The sequence below is a fragment of the Subtercola frigoramans genome, assembly GCF_016907385.1.
Classification (GTDB): domain Bacteria; phylum Actinomycetota; class Actinomycetes; order Actinomycetales; family Microbacteriaceae; genus Subtercola; species Subtercola frigoramans.
The window spans coordinates 3,590,703-3,613,563 of record NZ_JAFBBU010000001.1 but is presented as its reverse complement, the minus strand read 5'-3'; the positions used below and the strand labels follow the sequence as shown (position 1 = coordinate 3,613,563).

24 protein-coding genes are annotated in these 22,861 nt (G+C 64.9%); 11 read left to right on the top strand and 13 right to left on the bottom strand.

All coding sequences use genetic code 11. The annotated features are described in order from the left end of the window. Window positions 1-51: 51 nt before the first annotated feature. The 5 genes from JOE66_RS17735 to JOE66_RS16645 all read right to left on the bottom strand — a co-directional run bounded on the left by JOE66_RS17735 (window position 52) and on the right by JOE66_RS16645 (window position 4,134). Window positions 52-900 carry a PaaX family transcriptional regulator gene (locus tag JOE66_RS17735; protein ID WP_205111347.1) on the bottom strand — a complete coding sequence of 283 codons (849 nt, stop codon included), beginning with the start codon at window positions 898-900 and terminating at the stop codon, window positions 52-54. Then, window positions 897-1,340: a MarR family winged helix-turn-helix transcriptional regulator gene (locus tag JOE66_RS16660; protein ID WP_205111345.1), complete on the bottom strand. Its 444-nt coding sequence runs from the start codon at window positions 1,338-1,340 to the stop codon at window positions 897-899. The genes JOE66_RS17735 and JOE66_RS16660 overlap by 4 nt, the downstream gene beginning before the upstream one ends. 36 nt (window positions 1,341-1,376) lie before the next feature. Continuing rightward, window positions 1,377-2,138 carry a maleylpyruvate isomerase family mycothiol-dependent enzyme gene (locus JOE66_RS16655; protein ID WP_205111343.1) on the bottom strand — a complete coding sequence of 254 codons (762 nt, stop codon included), beginning with the start codon at window positions 2,136-2,138 and terminating at the stop codon, window positions 1,377-1,379. 1 nt (window position 2,139) lies between these two features. Next, window positions 2,140-2,976 carry a fumarylacetoacetate hydrolase family protein gene (locus JOE66_RS16650; protein WP_205111341.1) on the bottom strand — a complete coding sequence of 279 codons (837 nt, stop codon included), beginning with the start codon at window positions 2,974-2,976 and terminating at the stop codon, window positions 2,140-2,142. 81 nt (window positions 2,977-3,057) lie between these two features. After that, the gene (locus JOE66_RS16645) at window positions 3,058-4,134 is read right to left on the bottom strand and encodes a cupin domain-containing protein (protein ID WP_205111338.1); all 1,077 of its coding nucleotides are present in this window, start codon (window positions 4,132-4,134) and stop codon (window positions 3,058-3,060) included. A 184-nt stretch (window positions 4,135-4,318) separates the two neighbouring features. On the opposite strand from JOE66_RS16645, the gene JOE66_RS16640 reads away from it, so the two are divergent. Further along, complete coding sequence (locus JOE66_RS16640) at window positions 4,319-5,599, top strand: acyl-CoA dehydrogenase family protein (protein WP_205111336.1); 1,281 nt, start codon at window positions 4,319-4,321, stop codon at window positions 5,597-5,599. A gap of 30 nt (window positions 5,600-5,629) precedes the next feature. On the opposite strand, the gene JOE66_RS16635 is transcribed toward JOE66_RS16640, so the two are convergent. From JOE66_RS16635 to JOE66_RS16600, 8 genes are all read right to left on the bottom strand, one after another. After that, window positions 5,630-6,238: a MarR family winged helix-turn-helix transcriptional regulator gene (locus tag JOE66_RS16635; protein ID WP_205111334.1), complete on the bottom strand. Its 609-nt coding sequence runs from the start codon at window positions 6,236-6,238 to the stop codon at window positions 5,630-5,632. Between the two features lie 110 nt (window positions 6,239-6,348). Continuing rightward, window positions 6,349-7,218 carry a catechol 1,2-dioxygenase gene (gene catA, locus JOE66_RS16630; RefSeq protein WP_205111332.1) on the bottom strand — a complete coding sequence of 290 codons (870 nt, stop codon included), beginning with the start codon at window positions 7,216-7,218 and terminating at the stop codon, window positions 6,349-6,351. A gap of 82 nt (window positions 7,219-7,300) precedes the next feature. Continuing rightward, window positions 7,301-7,609 carry a muconolactone Delta-isomerase gene (gene catC, locus JOE66_RS16625; RefSeq protein WP_205111330.1) on the bottom strand — a complete coding sequence of 103 codons (309 nt, stop codon included), beginning with the start codon at window positions 7,607-7,609 and terminating at the stop codon, window positions 7,301-7,303. 1 nt (window position 7,610) lies between these two features. Next, a complete protein-coding gene (locus tag JOE66_RS16620) occupies window positions 7,611-8,720 on the bottom strand; it encodes a mandelate racemase/muconate lactonizing enzyme family protein (protein WP_205111328.1) in 1,110 nt (369 codons plus the stop codon). Then, complete coding sequence (locus JOE66_RS16615; RefSeq protein ID WP_205111326.1) at window positions 8,717-9,619, bottom strand: LysR family transcriptional regulator; 903 nt, start codon at window positions 9,617-9,619, stop codon at window positions 8,717-8,719. Before JOE66_RS16615 ends, JOE66_RS16620 begins: the two co-directional genes overlap by 4 nt. Before the next feature lie 147 nt (window positions 9,620-9,766). After that, the gene (locus tag JOE66_RS16610; RefSeq protein WP_205111324.1) at window positions 9,767-10,768 is read right to left on the bottom strand and encodes an NAD(P)/FAD-dependent oxidoreductase; all 1,002 of its coding nucleotides are present in this window, start codon (window positions 10,766-10,768) and stop codon (window positions 9,767-9,769) included. Window positions 10,769-10,814: 46 nt separating this feature from the next. Next, entirely contained in the window at window positions 10,815-11,513 is a 699-nt protein-coding gene (locus JOE66_RS16605; RefSeq protein ID WP_205111322.1) for a glutamine amidotransferase, read from the bottom strand. 14 nt (window positions 11,514-11,527) lie between these two features. Beyond that, window positions 11,528-12,109: a helix-turn-helix domain-containing protein gene (locus JOE66_RS16600; protein ID WP_205111320.1), complete on the bottom strand. Its 582-nt coding sequence runs from the start codon at window positions 12,107-12,109 to the stop codon at window positions 11,528-11,530. A 168-nt stretch (window positions 12,110-12,277) separates the two neighbouring features. Here JOE66_RS16600 and JOE66_RS16595 point away from each other — a divergent pair, with 168 nt between their 5' ends. The 10 genes from JOE66_RS16595 (at window position 12,278) to JOE66_RS16550 (ending at window position 22,838) form a co-directional block, all read left to right on the top strand. Continuing rightward, on the top strand, window positions 12,278-13,159 hold the full coding sequence (locus JOE66_RS16595) for a dihydrodipicolinate synthase family protein (protein ID WP_205111318.1): 882 nt from the start codon (window positions 12,278-12,280) through the stop codon (window positions 13,157-13,159). A 25-nt stretch (window positions 13,160-13,184) separates the two neighbouring features. Beyond that, window positions 13,185-14,117 carry an ABC transporter permease gene (locus JOE66_RS16590; protein WP_205111316.1) on the top strand — a complete coding sequence of 311 codons (933 nt, stop codon included), beginning with the start codon at window positions 13,185-13,187 and terminating at the stop codon, window positions 14,115-14,117. Continuing rightward, window positions 14,114-15,916, top strand: a complete 1,803-nt coding sequence (locus JOE66_RS16585; protein WP_205111314.1) for a dipeptide/oligopeptide/nickel ABC transporter permease/ATP-binding protein — start codon at window positions 14,114-14,116, stop codon at window positions 15,914-15,916. The genes JOE66_RS16590 and JOE66_RS16585 overlap by 4 nt, the downstream gene beginning before the upstream one ends. Then, entirely contained in the window at window positions 15,913-16,764 is an 852-nt protein-coding gene (locus JOE66_RS16580; RefSeq protein WP_205111312.1) for an ATP-binding cassette domain-containing protein, read from the top strand. The genes JOE66_RS16585 and JOE66_RS16580 overlap by 4 nt, the downstream gene beginning before the upstream one ends. A gap of 120 nt (window positions 16,765-16,884) precedes the next feature. Further along, the gene (locus JOE66_RS16575) at window positions 16,885-18,486 is read left to right on the top strand and encodes an ABC transporter substrate-binding protein (RefSeq protein ID WP_205111310.1); all 1,602 of its coding nucleotides are present in this window, start codon (window positions 16,885-16,887) and stop codon (window positions 18,484-18,486) included. Window positions 18,487-18,587: 101 nt separating this feature from the next. Further along, window positions 18,588-19,082 (top strand): MOSC domain-containing protein, encoded by a 495-nt coding sequence (locus JOE66_RS16570; protein WP_205111308.1) that lies wholly within the window; start codon window positions 18,588-18,590, stop codon window positions 19,080-19,082. Then, window positions 19,079-20,032 (top strand): PDR/VanB family oxidoreductase, encoded by a 954-nt coding sequence (locus JOE66_RS16565; RefSeq protein WP_205111306.1) that lies wholly within the window; start codon window positions 19,079-19,081, stop codon window positions 20,030-20,032. The genes JOE66_RS16570 and JOE66_RS16565 overlap by 4 nt, the downstream gene beginning before the upstream one ends. 40 nt (window positions 20,033-20,072) lie before the next feature. Then, window positions 20,073-20,420, top strand: a complete 348-nt coding sequence (locus tag JOE66_RS16560; protein ID WP_205111304.1) for a RidA family protein — start codon at window positions 20,073-20,075, stop codon at window positions 20,418-20,420. Further along, window positions 20,413-21,942 (top strand): GMC family oxidoreductase, encoded by a 1,530-nt coding sequence (locus JOE66_RS16555; RefSeq protein WP_205111302.1) that lies wholly within the window; start codon window positions 20,413-20,415, stop codon window positions 21,940-21,942. Before JOE66_RS16560 ends, JOE66_RS16555 begins: the two co-directional genes overlap by 8 nt. Then, entirely contained in the window at window positions 21,939-22,838 is a 900-nt protein-coding gene (locus tag JOE66_RS16550; RefSeq protein ID WP_205111300.1) for a sugar phosphate isomerase/epimerase family protein, read from the top strand. The genes JOE66_RS16555 and JOE66_RS16550 overlap by 4 nt, the downstream gene beginning before the upstream one ends. Window positions 22,839-22,861: the final 23 nt, after the last annotated feature.

Here is a 22,861-nt window from a genome sequence, read left to right as displayed (position 1 = left end):
ATGTCTTGCCTTCAATTATGCATCAACTTTAGGGGCTTGGAGGTATTTTCGTCACATAAAAGACGAGACGCAGGATTCGGCCTGCTCGGCGAGGGCTGCGTGGAGCCTCTCGAAGGTATCGAACGCTGTGCGCCCCGGCCAGCCGACGGGCTCCAGAACGGTCGGCAACTGCGGATCCCGAAAGGGAAACCGGCGAAAGCTCTGGGTGAGGTGCGTTCTCGCGAGGAGGGCAGCCGGAGGGTCGAGTGTGGCCAGCTCCGAAGGCACCAACAGGTGCCCGAACTCGTCGATGTAGGCCCGGTAGTCCTCCGCCAGCGAGTCGAGATCCCAGCAGCGGCGCACCAGGTCGAGGCTCTGCTCCTCAGACATCGCCTCGCACCAGAGAATGTCGAAGCGGGCGGCGGGGTACTGCGCGGAGATGGCATTCGCCGCCTGTGCCCGGTCGTGCGTCGCCACCCAGGTCGACGGCGACAGCTGGCCGAATCCCGCCCAGGCGAGGCTCTTCTTCAGCATCTCGCGAACAGCACGTTCGGATTCCGGCACCTGGTAGATCACCATCGTCCAGCGGGAGTCCCAGCTCTCGTCGGTGCGGGCGAAGATCTTCTCCCGGCCCTCATCGAGGAGGTCGACCAGCTTCGGCGTCATCCAGTAGATCGTCTCGCGACCGTCTTTCGTCGTCGTGAACCAGCCCTCCCGGCGCAGGCGTGACAGGTTCATGCGCACGGTGGCGGGCTCGATGGAGAAGAGCGAGAGCAGTGCCGTGAGATGCGCGAGCCGGACACCCTGCCCGGTATAGCGCAGATAGTCACCGAAGAGATCGAAGATCACCGCGCGGGGCTTCCACGACCAGGGTGGAGTGGCAGGCGAGATCGTCTGGGTGGGGGTGGTGGTCTCGCTCACGGCACTCTCTGCCCTCTGTCGAGCACCACGCGAAGCAGTCGACGGAGATCGCTCGCCTCCTGGTCAGTCAGGTCGGCGTTCAGGACTGCGTCGACCCGCTCCACCCGGGGTTCGAGTCGCGCGAGTTCACGTTGCCCGTCTGTCGTCAATGCGAGCACGTTGCGGCGAGCATCCGCCTCGTCGCGTGAGCGTGCCAGAAGCCCTCGTCGCTGCAGCCGGGCCACCACGTGGGCGATCGTCGAACGATCCAGGTCGAGCTCTTCGCACAGGCGGGTCTGGCTCGCTCCGGGCAGGCGCGAGAGCACGAGGAGAACGCCGTACTGAACGCTGGTGACCTCGCTCGAGACCTCCGTCTGCCAGGCGGCCGCATGCGCCTGCTGGGCACGCCGGAACAGAAAGCCGGTGTAGTCCGACGGAAGGTGCGACTTCGGCGCGTTCACCACGTCATTCTTGCACGGCTCCAAGCGATGGGGTCGTCAGAACCATCGGGGTGCAGGGGGTGCCGGGTCGCCCGCAGTGGTGGTGACCGCGTGGAACGGGCGGCCTGCTGCCCAGGCGGCGAGTTGGGCCGCAGTGCCGGCCAGCTCGAGCACCGGATGATCGGGCACGGGTGACCCAGGGGGCACAGTGACGGCAGGGCGGTCCGACGGCGCGAAGACGAACTCGGGGATGCCTTCGGCCTCCCGCCTCCGGGCCCACGCTCCCTGGATGTCGAGCAGGAGGGCGTCGACGAGTTCGGGTGGAAAGTCGACGAACCCGCCCCCGTTGCCGAGGTCGACCGCGTGGATCCAGACCTCCCGTGTGCGCATCCAGACCGTCTCGGAGACCGGCACCAGCCGGCCGAGCGCGGTGCGGACTTCGTGGGTCCACGCTGACGGTTCGAGATCCCGCCACTCCACGTTGAGGTGGATGGCCGCGTGGTCGGACAGGTTGCGGAGCGCCTGCGTTGGCAGCGTGGCCGTGAACTCGATCTCCTCGTTGCGCTGGGTGGGGGAGGAGTACATCGGCGTCTCGATGCCCGTCGCCGCCCACTCGGTCAGCCGGGTGAGAGCCCGCGCGTTCAGGCCGACGTGGGCGATGAGCTGGCGACGACTCCAGCCCGGCAGCAGCGATGGTTCGTCGAAATCGTCGTTGTGCAGCTCGTTCAGCTTTCGCGAGAAGTACGCCTGCCCCCGTCGGGCCACCAGGAGCGCGCTGCGGATCTTCGGGTCGGTGACCCGGTCGGTGCGGGCGACCATGTCAGTCTTCGACGATGACGGCGTTACGCATCGTGCCGATTCCCTCGATCACCGTCGTGAGCACGGATCCGTCGACGAGGTACCGCGGGGGCTTGCGGGCGTGGCCGACGCCACCCGGCGTTCCGCTTGCGATGACGTCACCCGGGTTCAGGGTGAAGATCTGGGAGATGTACGAGACGAGGGTGGCGGGGTCGAACACCAGGTCGTCGGTGGTCGTTCTCTGTACGACATCGCCGTCGACTTCCGTGCGCAGCTCGGTGTCGACGAGATATTCGTCGCCGGTCACGAGCACCGGGCCGAAGGGCGAGGAACGCTCGAGGGTCTTGCCCTGGAACCACTCAGGGGTGCGGTACTGGTAGTCCCGCATGGTGACGTCGTTGAGGATCGAGTAGCCGGCAATGGCTCCTTCTGCCTCGTCCACGCTCAGTCGGCGTGCGGTACTGCCGATGACGATGGCGAGTTCGCCCTCCCAGTCGAGAGCATGGCTCGCGTATTCGGGAACCAGGATGGGGTCGTTCGGCCCGATCAGTGCTTCCGGGTATTTGGCGAAGAGGGTCGGGTACTCCGGCAGTTCCCTGCCCATCTCGAGGATGTGGTTCCGGTAGTTCAGGCCGACGCAGACGATCTTCGAGGGCTGCAGTACTGGCGCGTCCCAGTCGTCGGGGCCGACGGAGTCGAGGGGCGTGACAGCGCCGTCGGCTGCCTCGGCGATCGACCTCCAGTCCGCGTGGCGGAGAAGGGCGCCGACGTCGGCCATCCCGGAGATCTCCACGCAGACGTCATCGTCGACGCGAACGGCGATCGTCGTGTCACCGGTTCTCAGTGTTGCAAGCTTCATGTCTTCTCTTCTCTCAGGTTCGGGCAGTAGTACAGGCCGGCGGCGCGCTCGCGCGCAGCCGGAAGGGGAAAGGTACGGTGGTCAGGCTCTCGACGGAACGAACGTCCGCGAGAAGTTCAGGCGGTCCATGATCGGGCCGTCGTTGAAACGGAACAGGTCGAACTGCGAGTCTGCATGAATCGACCATGGTACCCAGCTCGGCACCACGAAGATGTCGCCGGTCGTGAGGCGTGTCTCCTCTGTGCCCAGCACGACCGTACCCTCACCCTCGAAGACCTGCCACACCGAAGAGCCGACTTCGTGCCGCACAGGCGTCGACGCACCGGCGCGCAGGCGGTGGAACTCGCAGCGGATGGTCGGCATGACGTCTCCGCCTGTGGTCGGGTTGGTGTACCTGATCGCCGCATGCCCCTGCTCGACGGTGGCGGGATACCCCTCGTCCTCCAAAGTGAGCTGTTCGCGCAGTGCGGCGTCGGTGTGCTCCCATCGGTAGGCGCTCAGCGGAGAACTGGCGGTGTTCTCGAGCACCGACAATGGGCGAAGGCCCGGGTGGGCCCAGAGGCGTTCCGCGCGGGAGGTGGGGGGAGACGCTTCGTCGGTGACCCGGTCCGAGCCGAATTCGAAGAACCCGACATCCATCTGACTGGAGAAGGGAATGTCGAGGCCGTCGATCCAGGCCATCGGGTTGGCCGTGTCGTTGTGGTGGCCGTGGAAGTTCCAGCCGGGAGTGAGCAGCAGGTCTCCCCGGCGCATCGCCACCGGGTCGCCGTTCACCACCGTCCAGACTCCTTCGCCTTCAACGACGAACCGGAAGGCATTCTGAGAGTGGCGGTGTTCCGGCGCCGTCTCGTAGCCGCCCAGGTACTGGATGGCGCACCAGAGGGTCGGCGTCGCGTACCCGGTGCCAGGCAGGCCGGGGTTCGTCAGCCCGACCGCTCGGCGCTCCCCCCCGCGGCCCACGGGCACCAGGTCACCCGATCGCCGGGCGATGTCGAACAGGGTCGACCAGCGCCACACGAACGGCACGGCTTTGGGTGCCGGGGTCATGGGCATCAGGTCATCGCGCTGGGTCCAGAGGGGCGCCATGTCATTGGCCGCGAAGTCGCGGTAGAGCTGCACCAGTTCGGGAGTGTCGGCTGTGCCGTCCATCTGCTCCATTGCATACCTCCATATAGTTGGTGCACCAACTATTCCATGGGAGGTGTTTGTCTCGCAAGTCCTTCTGCATGACAGTCGAAGGCAGGCGCCACGCTCGACCCGTCGACGCGCCACGTCAGCTCGACCGAATGACCACGCCCCAATGAACTAGTCAAAGCTTTGATTACTTTGTTAGGCTGCGGTCATGGATACCGACGCCCCACCCCTTTCGCCGACACACGGCTCAGACACCCTTCCCTCTGCCGAGCGCGCGTTCGTCACGAATGACGACGATTCTGCGACCGCAACAGCGGTGGTGGCAGCTGCGCAGCGGATCGCCGAAAGGCTCCTCGCTGAAGCAGCGGAGTCGGAGTCGCGTGGCCACTATTCCGTCGAAGCCCACGAGGAGATGCTGGCCGCCGGCCTCTACACGATCACTGTTCCGCGGATGTTCGGCGGCAGTCAGCTGCCCCTGCCCGTGCACACCCGGGTGGTCATCGAGTTGGCGAAGGGTGACGGCGGCAGCGCCTGGTGCTTCTCGCTCGCGGCCGGGCACAGCATCACGGCGACGGCCTTCTGGCCCGAATCCGTGCAGGCAGAGCTCTTCGCCGCCGACGGGAACTTCCTGGCACCCCACCAGTTCGCGCACGGCGGTTCGGTGGTGCCCGGGGAACGCGACGGGATGCCCGGGCTCATCGTCAACGGAACGTACCCCTTCAGCTCGGGCATCCCGTTCTCGACGCACCTGATGGTCAACTCCCCCGTGACAGACGGCGAGCTGGCGCCGTACGATGTGACGTTCGTCGTGCCGCGATCCGACTACGCGATCCTCGACAACTGGTCGGGAGCCTTCGGGATGAAGGCGAGCGGCTCGAATGCCGCGGTGCTCACCGATGTCTTCGTGCCGATGGAACGGGTCTACGACTACGGGCGTGCCCAGCCGTCCGCGTCATCGCACGGCACCGAGCTGCATGGTTCGTCGATGTACCTCGGCGGGCTCGACGCCTACCACCCCGCCGGAATCGCCGCAGTCATCGTGGGCGAGGCACGGGGAGCCCTGCGCGAGTTCGAAGAGATCATGGGCCGCTCGAAGAGCGGTCGCTCCGCGTCGAGCAAGCTCCACGACGCGGACTTCCAGCAGACGTTCGGCCTGGCGCTCGAACTGGTCGACTCGGCTGAGGCACTGGTGATGTCGAGTGTGAGTGCCTACCTGTCAGCCTGCGAAGCGGCCGTCACCACCGGCGTCCCCCTCGCCTCCGACCAGGTGCGGCGCATCGGCGGGCTGGGCCAGAGCGGCGGCCGTTTCGCCGCAGAGGCCATTGACATGCTGTTCGCCCACGTGGGGAGCCTGCACGTGATAGACGGAACTCGAATGCAGCGCATCCAGCGCAACGCGCTCATGTACCGCACGCATGGGCGAATGCAGCAGCGGGCGAACGCGGCCGGAATCGCTCGTTCGTACTGGGGAATCGCCGAGCCGGCCTAGCCGGACGCCCCAACCCGACCTTTTCGCTGGTCAGACCTCGGGGGACGCCGTCGACGGGTCTGGCAGGGCGCCAGTGTCACCGGTCGATCCGGCGGCCGGGCTCCCGCGAAGAACCTTCTCGAGCAGGCGCACGAAATCCGCCTGCTCGTCACGCGAGAGGGCCGACGCCCACTCCGACTCGCGGGCGTTGACGCGACCGAAGGCCGTTGCGATCATCCGGGTGCCTTCGGGCGTCAGCGAGTAGATGACAGAACGGCCGTCGCTCGGCGAGGGGGAGCGCAGGAGCACGCCGTGTTTGACGAGGGTCTTGGCCAGAGCAGAGACGGCTGCCCGGCTCATGCCCGCGATGGCAGCAAGGCGGGAACTCTCGAGGGGCCCGGCCAGCCAGAGGATTCCCGAGAGGTAGAAGCCGGGTGAACTGAAGCCCGACGGGCGCTGCGCGCGCGCCTCCAGGTCGAAGCTGATCACGCTCGACACCCTCACGAGCAGCAGGATCAGGTGCATCGCCTCGCGGTCGGTCTGTGGCAGCTTCTCGATCGTGGCGCTGGTGAAGAGTTCGGCGTACCGGGCGACGTGCAGGGGGTCAAAGGCCTCGGTCGCCGAAATCGAATCGAGTGCTGCGACCGCATCAGACTTCATGGATTCTCTGGCTTCCAGACCTCCCGCAGGCCGGAGGCGACCCGCGATCAGTTCAATCGTAACGAACCGATGACCGGGGTCCCTCCGTGCCTGTCACTGCCCGACCGGACTCAGGCGGCGGGGTCGAGCAGGAAGTCGTACGTGACCTCCAGGCCCTCGCCGTCGGCGCGCGGCTGGGGGTCGAGCATCAGCTCCGGCTTGACCGCACCGGCGATGTCGTCGTCGTTGTGCGGGTCGCCCGGGAAGTAGAGCTGTGTGGTGAGCAGTTCGTAGCCGGGCTGGGACACCTTGAGGTGCATGTGGGCAGGTCGCCACGCGTGCCATCCGGCGGCATCGATGAGCTGGCCGCAGGCACCGTCGGTCGGGATCATGTACGGAGCCGGCTTGATGGCCGTGATCTGGAACTGCCCGTCTTCGTTCGTGGTGAACGATCCGCGCAGATTCCACTCGGGGATGCCCGGGGCGAACTGCGAGTAGAAGCCGAGGTCGTCGGCGTGCCACAGTTCGATCTTCGCGTTGGAGAGGGCGGTTCCGTCGGTGCTCTTCACGGTGCCCTGGAAGAGGAGAGGCGTGCCGGGCTCGTCGGCGCGCATGGGCAGGGTGCCGTCCCACGGCAGTTCGGGTGACCCCTCGACGTAGTAGGGCCCTTCGATGGTGCCCTTGCTGCCCTCACGGTGATCGCTGGCGACCTGCTCGACGGAGTGCTCGACGAACACGTCGAGGAACAGGGGCCATTCGCCGTCTTGCCCGACCCTGATCAACCAGGCCTTGAGGGCGTTGTACTCGTCGTAGGTGACGCGCTCCTCAATGATGAGGTCGTTGAGCGCCTTGATCGCGCGCGTCGCGAGCAGGTTCACTCTGGCGGTGTCGGCCGCTGCACCGGTCGAGGCGGCGACCCGGCTGGCGAACGCCGCCGTCGCGTTCGCACCCGAGTCTGCGGCCTTCGCGCTGAACTCGGTGGTGAAATCTTCTGTAGTCATGAATCGAACTCCTTTGTCAATTGATTCTTGCGGGGGTGGTGGGTGGTGCGGGGGGTCGTGCGGGATGGTGCGGTGGTGTGGATCACGGATTCCCGGGTGCCAGGTCTTCTTCTGCAGCTATCCGGGACGGATGCGCGGCCAGCGGTGTGACCTGGATGCGCATGTACGGGAAGAGCGGGAGGCCGGCGAGAAGTTCGTGAAGCTCGTCGTTGCCCGCTACGTCGAAGACCGAATAGTTCGCGTATTCGCCCACAACGCGCCACAGTTCTGCCCACCGGCCGTCACGCTGGAGCTCCTGGGCATATCGCTTCTCGCGTGCCTTGAGTTCGGTCGCGTCGCTTTCCGGCATCGTCGCTGGCAGAGCGACATCCATGCGTACCAGGTAGATCACGTCAGTTCCTTTCGTCGAGGCGGTAGTGGGCCAGCTTCTCGGGGTCGATCTCGACCCCGACGCCGGGGGCGGTGGGCACCGAAACCGAACCGCCGCTGATGACCAGCGGTTCGGCCACGAGGTCGTCGGACATGTCGAGGAAGTTCGACAGCTCGGCGGCCCGCCGGGACGAGTATTCGAAGGCCGCACCGAAGACGACTGTCGCCGTACTGCCGATCTGCGTGTCGATCTGGTTGCCCATGATCACGTCGATACCGAGCGCTTCGGCGTAGGCGAGGATCTTCTGCGACTCAGAGAATCCCGAGCGGGCCGTCTTGATGCTGAGGGCCGTGGCTCCTCCGGTCTGGATCTCGCGCGCGGCGTCTCCCAGCGTGGGTGCGGATTCGTCGGCGACGATCGGGATGCGCGAGAGGCCGACCAGCCGCCGCCGCCCCAGGATCTCCTGGGCGTCATCGGGCTCCTCGAAGAAGGTCAGCCCGAGGCCCGATGTCGCTTCGAGAACCTCGATCGCTTCACTTGCCGTCCAGCCCCGGTTCGCGTCGAGGTAGAGCTCGACGTCAGAGCCGAGGCCCGCCCGCAGGGCGAAGCAGAGGTCGATGTCGAGCGAGAGGGGCCGCCGCCCGACTTTGACCTTGAAGACAGAGATGCCGTACTGCTCGCGGTAGCGAAGCGCCTCCTCCACCATCTCCGGCCCGTCGGCGAAACCGATCATGTGGGCGGCGCGCACGGTGTTGGTGTACCCGCCGAGCAGGCGGTGTACGGGTTGGCCGAGTGACTTGCCGATGATGTCCCACACGGCGATGTCGACGGCGCCCTTGGTCGCGTGGTTGCCGATCGTGCGGTTGAGACGCGAATGGATGACACCGCGGTCCAGTGGGTCCGTGCCGATGAGCGCGTCTGCGAACAGCGTCGTCAGGAGACCGATCACGCTGGCCTGGGTCTCACCATAGGTGTAGGGGCGAGGTGGCACGTCCGCTACCCCGACGATTCCCGTATCGGTGGTCATCCGGAGAAGAACGTGATCGATCTTCGTCACGGAACCGCTCGCGAAGTGCAGGGGTTTGGCCATGGGTATGGAATACGGGATCGCTTCGATCCGGTCGATGATCACTGGGATTCTCCTTGCAGGTCTCTGATGACTTCTTCGAGAAAAGGAGCGAAGCGCCGCACAGCGCGTGAATCCTCGTCGACGCGCCACGCGACGGCGAGTTCGGCCATGGGGGCATCCACGACATCGCGAAAGACGGTGCCGCCCAGATTCAAGCTCGTGGCCGACTCCGGTACCAGCGCTGCTCCGACCCCAGCCGCCACGAGCGACAGCAGCGTCGAGGTCTCTGACACCCGATGGCGATACAGCGGCCGGATGCCGTGCTGCAGCCAGCAGGCGGCGAGCGTCTGGTTCACGGTCGAGTTCTCGGGGTACCCCACGAGCACCTGGTTGTGGAAGTCGTCCATGCGGATTGCGGCGAGTTCGAGCATCCGGGAGTTCGAAGGCAGCGCCGCGACGATGCGCTCGCGGGCGACGACCGTGTGCTGGATGAGCTCTGACGATACGGGTGGCCGCAGAACGGCGATGTCGATGCGGTGCTCGAGCAGCTCGGCTACGAGGCCCGGAGTCAGCATCTCGCCGGTAACCGACAGTGCGAGGCCGGGAAAGGCGCGGCTGGCCTCCCGAACGACGCGGGGCATGATGCCGTAGGTCGCTGCGCCGGTGAAGCCCAGGCGGAGCGCGCCTTCGAGGCCATCGCCCACACGTTTGACGTCGAGCTCCAGCGATTGCAGGTCTTCGATGATACGGCGCCCGCGCTCATAGAGAAGCTCGCCGGCCGGGTTCAATTCGACCTTGCGGGTGGTGCGCGTGAGCAGTTCGGTGCCGAGTGCCCGCTCGAGCAGCCGGATCTGCTGGGAGAGCGGCGGTTGGGCCATCATGAGCCGTTCCGCGGCCCGACCGAAGTGGCGTTCTTCGGCGACGGCGATGAAATAGCGCAGCTGACGGGTCTCGAGTGCCACTCTGCCTCCCCGTGCCTTCGCTGGAACGAACTCCTTGTACGCTACGGGTTCGCTTTGTGTAGGGGAAATATCTGAATCATCAGGTTCCATATGCAAAACGTATCAATGACGCGCTTCAGACGCGCTGGCGACATCTCGATGCGTGATTCAGACCAGGGTTGCGGCGATCGCGCCCCCCAGCGACGCTCCAGAAGACCAGGCGGTCGACACGGCCGAGCGTTCTCCCCAGGCGTCCCCGCACACCCCGATCGCCCCACGCAGCAGGTGGTTGCTGTCGTGCTGGGTGGCGGGCAGGGCGAAGCTCCAGCGGTGCACGGAGGCCTGGGACGGCCGTTCGGCAGTGCCGAGAAAGGCGCCGAGTGCTTCGACGACGGGCGCAATTGCAGCACTCGGCTCTTCGAGATACTGGCGGGCACATTCCGGGGTCGTGTGCGCCACGAGAACGGCCGCGCCGTCGCCGCGCCGGTCGCCGTCGTCTGCAACGAAGGCCAGTGTCGCCGACCCGTTCACGAACGCGCCGTGCAGCTCCGCGGGCCAGAGTCGTTCGGGCCACGTGGCGACGACGGCGAGGGTCGGCAGCCACTCCTCGGGCCCCTGCAGTGCCAGCGCAACACTCGAGCCGGGGGCCACCAGCCGCCTCGCCTGCGGGTCGGGCATTGCGAGCACCACCGCGTCATACCGGATGCCCGAGACCTCGCCCTGGTCGGAGACGCCGCTGACCTCGTGCTCCAGCTCGAGGGTCACCCCGTCGGCGCGGAGCCGGTCGGCGAGATCGACGGCGAGGGAGCGCGTTCCGGCGGGGGCCGCGAATCGCATCGGCCCCTCTTTGCGCTCGCGGGATCCGTCTGGCGCGACCACGTCGAAAGTCGACGTCCACGGGCGCGCCAGGCCGCGCGCGACCCAGTCCTCGACCACTGCCGCGAACCCGTATTCCCCCGGCAGGGAGCTGTCAGGCACGGTGAAGTATCGCGCACCGATGTCGACGGGCCGATCATCCACTCGCTTCGTCGCCAGGCGGCCTCCGACGACTCTGCCGCGGTCGACGACTCTCACGGCGACCCCGCTATCATGCAATACCCGGGCGCAGGCCAGGCCCGCGATACCGGAACCGACGACTAGCACAGACGGAGAGGGCGAGGGGGAGGTCATTCTCCTATCCTGCCTTCCGCGGTGCGACCGCACGTGAATCGCTGGCTCAGGGAGCCTCCAGTTCGTCGAGCCACCTCTCCAACATCAGGCCGGAAGCTCGGTGAAGTGGAGCCCCGTGTCGCTCGGCGTCGGAACGGATGACCCCAGGGTCGATTCCGCGCACGGCGAGTTCGTGTGCGTGGCCGACAAGCCATCGCTCGATGTGTTCGGCGTCGAGTTCGGGGTGGAATTGCAAGCCCAGCACCGTCGTGCCCACCGCGAAGGCCTGGCATGCGCAGGCCGGAGTTCGCGCCAGCAGTGTCGCGCCGTCGGGGAGAACAATCTGGTCGGCATGCCAGGAGAAGACGGGAACTCCACCAAGCCCGGCGAGAACGGAGTCGCTGTGATCCAGATCGAGGGTCAGAAAGCCGATCTCCGGCGCCGTGCCCGCCTCGACAGTCGCTCCCATGCTCGCAGCGATGAGCTGTGCGCCGAGGCAGACCCCGAGCGTCGGGCCCGCCTTCGCGATTCGACGGCGGAGGAATTCGAGTTCATCGACGAGAAAGGGGTACTGGGCTGTCTGGTCGACCCCGATCGGGCCACCCAGAACTATGACCAGGTCGGCGTCCTCGGCCGAGGTCGCCTGCAGGTCGCGCGCGTCGGGCACGTCCACATAGCTGACGTCGTAGCCGTGTGCTCTCAGAACTGGCTCCCAGGTACCCAGGTCTTCGAAGCTGACGTGTCTCAATACTGTTGCGGTCTTCACAATCCCTGGCTTCATCAGTGGTTGGCACGAAGTGCGGCGCTGCCGATCGAGGACACAACGAGGACCGTCGCCGGGCGCCCGGTCGGGTTCTGCACGAAGTGGGCTCGCTCAGCCCTGAAATGCAGGGCGTCCCCCTTCTGCAGAGAGGTGACCAATCCGTCAACGCTCACGTCGACCTTGCCTTTCAGGACGTGGATCCACTCCTCGCCCAGGTGCATGGCCGGTTCGCCTCTGCGCCCAGGCATCAGCGTCAGCTCGATCGCCTGGAGTGTGGTTGAGCGCGGGTCCGACAGCGAGATCATCTGGCTGTCTTCCAGGGAGATCTCGGCCCTCTCGGAGATGCGCGAAATGTGAACCTCACTCTCCGTCGTGGGCGCGCCGGCTAGCTCGCCCATCGACACCCCGAGTGCGCGGGAGAGCTGGAGAAGGATCTTGACGGAGGGAGAGCGTTCGCCGTTCTCCATTCTCGAGAGGTGAGCGATGGAGATCCCCGACAGCTTCGAGACCTGGGCAAGCGTCATGGCGCGATTGGTTCGATAGGCCTTCAGTATCGTCGCGACGCTGTTGCCCGGATTCGTGCCGATCAGATCACTCATCTGTGTCCCAACTTCTCATGTCTCCCATCATGGCCCGACCTGCCGGGCAAATGTTTCAAACATGTAACCATCGTATTGCGTTTTGCCAATTGGCACATAATTTTTGCCAGTTTGATCGTAAGTTTGCAGACATCGAGCTACGACCCCCCATCTGCCAAGGAGAATGTGATGCCCACCACCCCCGACATCCACGGAATCATCGCCTACCCGATCACCCCGTATGGAACGGACGGAATCGATCGGGAACGGCTCGGCCAACTCGTTTCGACACTCGTCGCCGACGGCGCCGACGCCATCGCTCCGCTCGGAAGCACTGGGGAATCAGCCTATCTCAGCCGTGAAGAGTGGCGGGCTGTGGTCGATGTGACCATCGCCGAAGTCGCCGGGCGCGTTCCCGTCATCGTCGGCGCGTCAGACCTCACAACGGCAGAGACCGTTGACAGGGCGGTCTACGCGCAGAATGCCGGTGCCGATTCGGTCATGATTCTTCCGTTCTCGTACTGGCCCCTCTCCGCTCGGGAGATCACCCAGCACTATCGCTCGATCAGCGATGCGCTGAGCATTCCGATCATGGCGTACAACAACCCCACCACCTCGGGTATCGACATGAAGCCGGAACTTCTCGTGGAGATGTTCGCCACGATCGACAACGTCACCATGGTCAAGGAGTCGACGGGCGACATCTCACGGATGACGGCTCTCACCGAACTCACCGGCGGTGAACTGCCCTTCTACAACGGGAGCAACCCCCTCGTGCTCGAAGCGCTCAAAGCAGGCGCCCGCGGGTGGTGCACTGCTGCCATCTGTCTGCGACCCGTGGAGGTCACAGGACTCTTCCGGGCATTTGCGGAGGGCGATCTCGAATTGGCGACCTCGATCTACACGGAACTCAAGCCGTTCCTCGAGTTCATCGTCTCGCGAGGACTGCCGACAGCCGTGAAGGAAGGACTCGCCATTCTGGGGAGCCCTGCTGGAGTGCCGCGCCCTCCTCTCCTGTCGCTGACGGTAGACGATCGGGCAACGCTCGCTTCGATGCTTCCCTCCGCTTAGGGGGCCAGGTCCTCTCATGGTGCGCATGATTCTCTCCCGGGTCGCCTTTGCGATACCCGTGCTCTTCGTGATGACCTTTCTCACGTTCTTCCTGGCCTCGCTCATTCCCGGCAATGTCGCGCTCGTGCTTCTCGGCCCGAGCGCGACGGTCGAGAGCGTGCAGGCCCTGACTCGAGACCTTGGGCTCGACAAGCCGGTGTTGGTGCAGTACTTCAGCTGGGTGGGAAACGCGCTGCACGGTGACCTCGGCAAGTCGATCTACACGGGCGATACCGTGAGCCACATCGTGCTGCAGCGGTTCTGGCCGACCCTGTCACTCGCCCTGCTCGCAGCAGTGGTCTCTGCGATCATCGGCATCTCCCTGGGGCTCTTCGCCGCCATCAAGGGGGGTGCCTTGAGCCGCATACTCGACACCCTGGGCATGGTCGGGATAGCCGTTCCGGGATTCTGGATCGCACTCCTGCTCATCGTCGTCTTCTCGGGCCAGTTGCGCCTGCTGCCGGCGATCGGATATGAGAACCCCTCTGAGGACTTCTGGGGGTGGATCAGGCATCTGATCCTCCCGGTATCGGCAATGGCGTTGGCCGGAATCGCGCTCATTGCGAAGCAGACCCGTGACGCGTTCTCCGAGGCGCTGAGCCGGGACTTCATCCGCTTTCTTCAAGCGAACGGCGTCCCTCGGCGCTCGCTGTTGTTCCGGCATGCGCTTCGGTACGCGTCTGTGCCGATCGTCGCTGCCTTCGCCGTGACGTTCATCAACTTCTTCTCTGCCACCGCCACACTCGAGATCGTCTTCGCGATCCCCGGGCTCGGATCCCAGGTGGCAACTGCGACGGCCAATCATGACCTCTCCGTCCTGCAGGGTGCCGTACTCGCCTACACGATCGTGACCGTGGTCACGATCCTCCTCGCAGACATCATCTATTCGTTGCTCAACCCGAAGGTCGGTACCCGATGACCGTTCCAACAGCAGCAGTCCCTGCTGCACCTTCTGCCTCGCGACTGAAGCTTCCGCACGGCGGGCGCGCGGTTCTGGCCGCCTGTGCGGTGCTCTGGCTCGCCATTGTGATTCTCGCCTGCTCTCTCGCGGGATGGCTTGCTCCTCACGACGCGTACAGACAGGACCTGACGGAAGTGTTTGCTGGGCCTAGTGCAAACAACCTGCTCGGCACAGATTCGGTGGGGCGCGATGTACTGTCCCGCCTGATGTTCGGTGGAACGACGAGCCTGATCGGTGTCGCCAGCGCCGTCATCATCTTCTTGCTGGTGGGCGTTGTCGGAGGGCTGATCGCCGGGTATTTCGGCAACATCGCGGACCGGAGCGTCTCCGCAGTCAATATGATCATCCACTCGACGCCGTCGTTCATCGTGTTGTTCGTGGTGCTCTCGGTATTCCGAGACAACACCTACATCGCGATGGCCGTGTTCGGCTTCGTCGCATCGCCGACCATGTTCTTCCTGATCCGCGGGGCTACCCTAGCTGTTCGAAACGAGCTCTTCATCGACGCGGCCAAAGTCTCGGGCCTTGCCCCCTTCTACATCATCTTCCAGCACATCCTCCCCCGGGTGCGCGGACTGATCATCGTGCAGGCCGCCGTGTTCGCCGCCCTGGCCCTGGTGATCGAGAGCGCCCTGAGCTTCCTGGGCTTCGGAGCCCAGCCCCCAGAGCCGACGTGGGGCGGCATGGTCTCCGAGGCCGCGCGGCAGATCACGCTCAATCCATTCGTGCTCTACGCGGCTGGCGGCGTCATTGCGCTCACGTCCTTCTCTCTCGGGATTCTCGGAGACACCCTCCGGGATCGGATGGCGAGCAACTGGGCGGTGACCAAGCTCACCAGAGACCCGCGAAAACCGCGCCCTGAGACCGTTCAGAAGGTGCCAACCGGTGCGCTGCTGTCAGTGACGAACCTGAGTGTCGGGTATCGGTCGGGCGCCGAGATCGTTCCGATCGTGAAAGACGTCTCCTTCACTATCGGCAAAGGAGAGATCGTGGGGCTCGTCGGCGAATCTGGCTCGGGCAAAACGACGGTTGCGTTCGGTGTTCTCGGTGTGATCGGTGAGGGAGTGGCGATCACGGACGGGGCCGTAGTCTTTGCAGGAACCGATCTCGTGGGGCTGTCAGGCAGGCAGCTCGCCGAATTTCGAGGCAGACGCGTGGCGTATGTCGCTCAGGAGCCCATGGTCGCGCTCGATCCGAACTATCGGATAGCCGCGCAACTGGGCGAGGTCATCCGTCGGAACGACGGGTTGACCGGTGCTGCCATCAAGACCCGGATGCTCGAATTGCTTCGCCAGGTCGAGCTGCCGGATCCGGAAGCAGTCTCGCGCAAGTACGCCCATGAGCTCTCTGGTGGAATGGCGCAACGGGTCTCGATCGCGATGGCGCTCGCCGGGCGCCCTGAACTCCTGGTCGCCGACGAGCCCACCACCGCGCTCGACGTCACCGTGCAGGCAGGCATCCTCGGGCTTCTGATTCGCCTGCGTGACGAGATCGGGATGAGCGTGTTGATCATCACCCACGATTGGGGTGTCGTCGCCGACGTCTGTGACCGCGTTGTTGTCATGTACAAGGGCGAGATCGTCGAGCAGGCCGATGCCGAGACCATCTTCGCAAACCCGTCGCACCCCTACACCAGGGCGCTGCTCGTCTCGAATCCACACGGCGCCGAACCTGGCGTCGACCTCCCCGTCGTCACCGGAGTCTTCTCGACTCCGTCCCAGGGCCGCGAGAACGAACTGGAAGAGGCACGGGCATGAGCGCCGCAACCCCACTGCTGCAGATCGAGAACCTCGAGGTGACCTATGGCCACGGGCGCCGCGCCTTCACTGCGGTGCGCGACATCTCGCTTCACATCGACCAGGGCAGGACCCTCGGCGTCGTCGGGGAATCCGGGTCAGGTAAGTCGACCGTCGGACGGAGCATCCTCGGTCTGGCCCGTGCGACGAGTGGAACGATCCGTTTCGCCGGCGAAGACATCACCAAGGTCGACCGTAAGACCCGGCAGCGACTCAGTCGTGATCTGCAGGTGGTGTTCCAGGATCCTCGCAGCTCGCTCAACGAGGCGAAGACCGTGGGAGACATCCTTGCGGAGCCGCTCGTCGCCAGCCGCCAGATGTCGAGACGAGGAGCACGTGACCGCGCTGCCGAGCTGATCGAACGGGTCGGTCTCGGAACGGCGGCGCTCGGCCGATTTCCCGGTACCTTCTCTGGCGGCCAGCGCCAGCGCATCGCCATTGCCCGGGCCCTGATGCCCGCCCCCCGACTCGTGGTGTGCGATGAGCCGGTCTCCGCGCTTGACCTGTCTGTACAGGCGCAGATCGTGAATCTCTTCCGTGAGATCCAGCGAGACACGGGAACGTCCTATCTGTTCATTGCGCATGACCTCTCGATCGTGCGGCTCCTCAGTGACGACATCGCCGTGATGAGCCGCGGCAGCATCGTTGAAATGGGAACGGCGGAACAGGTCTACTCGGCACCGACTGCCCTGTACACCAAGAGACTGCTCGCTGCGGAGCCCTACCCTGACCCACGAATCCAGCGCGAGCGTCGCCGGCAATGGGAAGCGCTCGCCGTTGATCCCGCCGGGGCGCCACTCGGGCTGTGACCCACGCGCCGACCAGGCGCGCCAGAAGACGTACCATCCAGCACCACATCGCACTGCAAATCTGCACCACGCAACACCAGTCACCCGAATGCAATTCCCTCTATGAATCGGAGTAGTTCCATGAAAAAGAACGTCATCCAGGCAGTAGCGCGGCGTCCTCGCCGCACGCTGGCCTTCGCGGCTGTTGTGTCGGTCGCCGCGCTCACCCTCGCCGGGTGTGCGTCGAGTGACTCAGGTACGGCCGGTGCAACCGAGTCCAAGACCCTGACGCTCGTTGCAGCGGCGGCCCCCACCAGCATCAACCCGGCTCTCGCCAACGCAGACACCGTGGGCAGCTGGTACAGCCAACTCACCTATGACCCGCTCATCCGGTTGGCGCCGGATGGAACTCTGCAGCCGGATCTCGCCACCTCGTGGAAGTTCCTCGACGACCAGAGCAAGGAGCTCGAGCTCACGTTGCGCACAGGCGTGAAGTTCTCCGATGGCACGGAGATGACCTCGGAGGCTGTTGCTGACTCGATCAACTACATCGTCACGAACGGAGTGAACGGGAAGGCCTGGCTCGGAGGGGCAGACACCAAGGCCGAAGCCACCGGCGCCGATACCGTTGTCATGCATCTCGCGACGTCGAACTCCACAGTTCCCCGGTTCCTCACGCAGCGATCGCTCACAGGTTCGGTGATCGCACCGACAGGCCTGGCCGATCCAGAGACCCTGAAGAACAAGACGTTCGGAGCAGGCCCTTACGTGCTCGACACCGAACACACGGTGGCCGGCAGCAGCTACGTCTACATTCCGAACACGAACTACTGGAACCCCGACAACATCCACTATGGAAAGGTCGTGATCCAGGTCTCGGGCTCCAACGCAGCGTCGTACCAGGCGCTCGCAGCGGGTGACGCAGACATCATGCGCGGCGACCTGGCCACAGCCACGTCTGCGAAGGCGGCAGGCCTGACCGTGAAGACGACCCCGGCATCCATCCTCGGGATCAACTTCGCCGACCGCGACGGAACGGTGGTGCCCGAGCTTGCCGACATTCGGGTGCGCCAGGCGCTCTCGTACGCAATCGACAGGGAGACCATCGTCAAGGCGGCATGGGGTGAAGATGGGCTCTGGGGCAGTTCGCTGACCCTGCCCGAGAATGCAGGCTTCTCGAAGACTGTTTCGGACGCCTACGCCTACGATCCGGCGAAGGCCAAGAAGCTTCTGGCCGACGCAGGGCTGGCAAACGGCTTCTCGTTCACGATCGCCTCGGTGAGCACCGCACCAGCTGACGCAGTCACCCAGGCCATTGTGCAGAACTGGGCTGACATCGGCGTGAAGGCGACCATCGCGTTCTACAGCGACGCCAGCCTGCTGTCGACAGATGCGCTCGCGAAGAAGTTCGGTGTCCTGACCTACTACTACGGTGCGGGCCAGACCGGTGGAATCATGAACGACTTTCTCTCTGGTTCACCCACCCAGTACAACCCGTTCGGATCCACGGACCCGGCGATCAGCGAAGCTCTGGCCGCAGCGAAGACCTCGGCCGATCCAGACAGCCAGAGTGCAGCGTATGAGAAAGCCATGACCGTGGGAATCATCGATGACGCCTGGGTGACCAACGTCGCCTACGCGCCCTCGTTCGTGATCATGAGCGACAAGGTCGCTGGAACCGATTTCGGTTCGGCGCTGACTGCGCCTGACATCGCGCAACTGGTCAAGCCGGCCGGCAACTGACACACCAGCACCGGCCGCGGGGTGGGGACTGGACGCCCCTCCCCGCAGCCGGAGCCGCCGATCAGTATCGAACCGGATCCAACCCACTGGAGAAACACGTCATGACCTCCTCTGCCCCAGAGACGACCTTCCGCGGAGTCGTTGCCGGTCTCTACACCTGCGCTATCGCGGGCGAGGAGATGGCCATCCGTCAGTCACTCACGCTGATCGCGGGCCAGGGGGTGGAGGGGGATCGATATCTCCTCGGAACGGGGTACTACTCACGACGACCGCATGAAGACCGGCAGATCACGCTCATCGAGGCCGAGACCCTGGAGTCGATCAAGCGCGACCAGGGTATCGATCTGCCGCCAGAGGAGACTCGACGCAACGTCGTCACCAGGGGTGTGCCCCTCGCCCATCTTGTCGGGCGGGAATTCCGTATCGGAAACACCCGTCTGTACGGTGGGCGACTCAATGTGCCGTGCAAGTACCTCGAAGACCTGAACGACCGCCCCGGCGTCTTCAATGCCCTCGTCAATCGATCGGGCCTGAACGCCCGGATCCTCGAAGGAGGCGACATCCACCTCGGTGACGCAATCGAGGCCCTCGCGTGACGAAGCGACTCCTGATCGCCTCGCGGGTCGTCGGTCTCTCAGACATCGCCACGGGCATCCGGCGTTTCACCCTCCGACCCGAGCGAAGGGAACTCTTTCCGCCCAGTGTCGCCGGCTCCTACGTGACGGTGAGGCACCAGAGCGGCCTTCTTCGCACCTATTCCCTGTGCGGCGATGCCGACCGACGCGAGACGTTCGAATTCGCCGTTCAGCGCGAGCCCGATGGCCGCGGAGGATCAATGCTCTTCCACGATGACATCGACATCGGGGACCCTGTTCACGTGAGCTACCCGATACCGTCGCTGGTGCTCGCCGAGGATGCGCCTGAGCACGTGTTCGTAGCGGGCGGCATCGGAGTGACGCCTTTTCTGCCGCTGGCGCTCGAGGTCGATCGGCGGGGGCAACGGTCGGTACTGCACTACGCAGTACGCTCCCGCTCCCAGCTGGCATTTCTCGAGGAATTCGCCGGTATCGCGTCATTGACTGTCAAGGTCTATGTCTCGTCGGAGGGCAACCGCATGAGGATCGACGCGCTCCTGGCCGGCCTCAACGCGACGGCGCACCTCTACGCGTGCGGGCCGGATCGCCTCCTGTCGGCTGTTTCTGATGCGTGCGAGACGATGGCTGTCGGGCCTGAACGCATCCATCTCGAATCGTTCAGCGGACTCGACCCAGCGAAGGCGCGAGCTGGCGACCCCTTCACTGTGAACCTTCGGCTGTCCAAGCGGGAGATCGCGGTTCCGGCAGACAAGAGCATGCTCCAGGCGCTGAATGACGCCGGTGTCGGAGTCGACTACTCGTGCGAGGGGGGTGTCTGCGGTGCCTGCCGGGTCACTCTCGTCTCCGGCGACGTGATCCACCGCGACATCTGCCTGACCGACGCCGCCCGCGCCGAAACGATCATCACCTGCGTCTCCCGGGGGCGCGGCATTGTCACGCTGCAACTCTGACCATCTTCTGACACATTCGCCCTTTCGAGAAAGAACGCCGATGCCAACTCCCGCCCCACTGAGCCCCAGCCGTACGGTCGGTGACCTAGTCTTCCTTTCGGGAGTGGTCCCGCGGGATGCCACGGGCCTTCCGTCAACCGGAGACGTCGCAGAACAGACGCACACCGTTCTGCGGACCCTCTCCGGGGTGCTCGAAGCGGCCGGGTCATCGCTCGCCGACGTGTGTCGAGTCGGCGTCTACCTCAGCGACCTCGACGAGGATTTCGAGGCGTTCAATGCGGTGTACGTGCAGTACTTCACAGCCCCCTTTCCGGCCAGGACCACTATCGGCGCGCGCCCGCGGGGCGTCCGGGTTGAAATCGACGCGATCGCCGTCCGTCATGGTTGACGCGCCGGCGTCTGTGCACATCGTCATCGTCGGGAGCGGGCCGATCGGGGCGATCGTGGCCCGGCAGCTCCGGGTGTCCCACCCCGGCGCGACGATCGCCATGGTCGAGGCCGGGCCGAAGATCGGAACCAGGGCGGATGAACACCTCAGCACAACAGCAGACCCCGCGGTGCGCCGCTTCTACGCCAAAGCAGTCCGCTCGGCCGTGCAGTCCGAATATGTCTCTGCGTCCCCGGCGACGTGCCGCAGTGCCTCAGGTTCGGCTTGGGACCCGGGCGTACACCCGCTGAGTGTCTTGGGGGAGGCGCCCGGAACGATGATCGGCGCAGGCTTCTCCTGGAACGTCGGCGGCATGGGCGCCCACTGGACTGCCGCGTGCCCCTCTCCGTTCGGTCGCGAGATCCCCGCGTTCCTCGATCCGAGTGTGTGGGATGCGGATCATGCCGTGGCACAGCGGTTGCTCCAGGTCGACTCGTCGATCTTCCCGAAGACCACCGCCGGAGTGCAGGCTGCGGTCCGTCTGGCCGAGATGTTCCCTGAAATCGCGGAGGGTCGCGGAGTGCAGACGATGCCGATGGCGGGCACGGTCGACGAAACCGGCAGGTACCGTCGCACGGGCCCCGTCGACATCCTTCCCACCATGGCCGATCCGGCGGATTCCACCTTCGTCCTCTTGGCCGACACGCTGTGCACTTCGATCGTCAGCGACGGCGCGTCTGCAACCGGAGTTCTCCTGCGACACCTGCCAACCGGTGATACGTACGAACTCGACGCCGATGTGGTCGTCGTTGCTGCTGACACGTTCCGCACACCGCAGCTTCTGTATGCGTCAGGAATCCGGCCCCGGGCACTCGGGCGATTTCTCAATGAGCACGTTTTCGTGACGGGGTTCACGACCCTCAGCGAAGACCCGTCGGAGGACGTTCTGTCTCAGCTCGATGAGTATGAGCCGCACATCGGTGCCTGGTGGTTGCCGAGTGTGGATGATCGCCAGCCCTACCACGGGCAGATGATGGAGACGATCGATCGTGAATCAGGAACCCATCGGCTGGGAATCGCGTGGTACGTCAACACTGACATCGACGAGAGCAATCGCGTCGAGTTCTCGGATGACGCACGTGATGTACTCGGCATGCCCTCGATGAGCATCCACTTCGCGTATTCCGCTGCCGATGAGCAACGGATTGTCGCCGCGACAGCCAGTCACTCCGCTGTCGGCCGGGCTCTCGGCCGGTTCGACAGCGACTCGGTGACGCCTTTGCCTGTCGGTGGCTCGATGCACAGTACCGGCACCGTGCGGATGGGACTGGTCGACGACGGGAGATCAGTGTGTGATCCGACGGGCCGCGTCTGGGGTACTTCCAATATCTTTGTGGCGGGAAATGGCGTGATTCCCACTGCGGTCAGCTGCAATACGACCCTCACCGCCGCGACGCTCGCCGTGGGTACCGCCCGCGCGATCAGCGAATTCCTTACCACCTGCGGTGCTTCGACGCGTGTCGCAGGTCGGGAAACCGAATGAGCGGCGGATTGTCACGCCAGGTGGCGATCTGCCCCTTGCCTTGGATCCGCGAGGGCCGGGAGCGTTTTGACAACTCGCACTCGAACGTGGAACGAGCCCTCAGTGATCACCACGCTATGGGGTACGCCTTCGTCGCATTCGGCCTGCCCGACGAAACGGGCGAGAGTGAATACCGCGAACTGCTCGACCGCTATTCGTTCGCCCCCGCGCCTGGGTACTACTCATCGTTCTTCGAGAGCGACGACCGCGCACGTGAGAATGAAGAAGTCAGGCGGGTCGCCGCACTCCACTCGCGCTTCGGTCTGACAGATGTCTTCGTAGCGAGTTCCCTCCCGCCGGAGCGGCGAAGGAAGCCTGCCGTCGGCCACCTCGCCGATGCAGATCGACTTCTCCGCATCGCGGATAGGTTGAGCGAGGTCGCGGGCATCTTCGCCGAGTCGGGAGTCACTGCAGCTCTTCACCCGCATGTCGCATCGTGGATCGAGACGGAGGACGAAATCCGGGCCGTCCTCGACGCGACGGAAGGGTCCGAACTCGCCTTCGGGCCCGACGTCGGGCACCTCTTCTGGGCAGGCGCGGATTCAGTCGCACTGGTGAAGGACTATCGACGACGGATTCGGGGGATCCACCTCAAGGATGTGTGCCGATCGGCCGTTGCCGCTGCACGGTTCGCCTCAGCCGACTATTCAACGGCAACGGCCGACTACGGCATCTGGATGGAACCAGGTCGAGGAGATGTTCCCCTCGACGGCATCTTCGTCGAGCTGGGATCGGACTTCGACGGCTGGTTCATCATTGAAATCGACGTACCTCACCTTCCGGACCGGTTCGATTCGTCGGCCGCCGCCCTGCAGTTCGTGACCACACACCCGTACTTCCGTGTCGGCTCCTCGTGACGGCGCCCGGCACGCTGGCACGC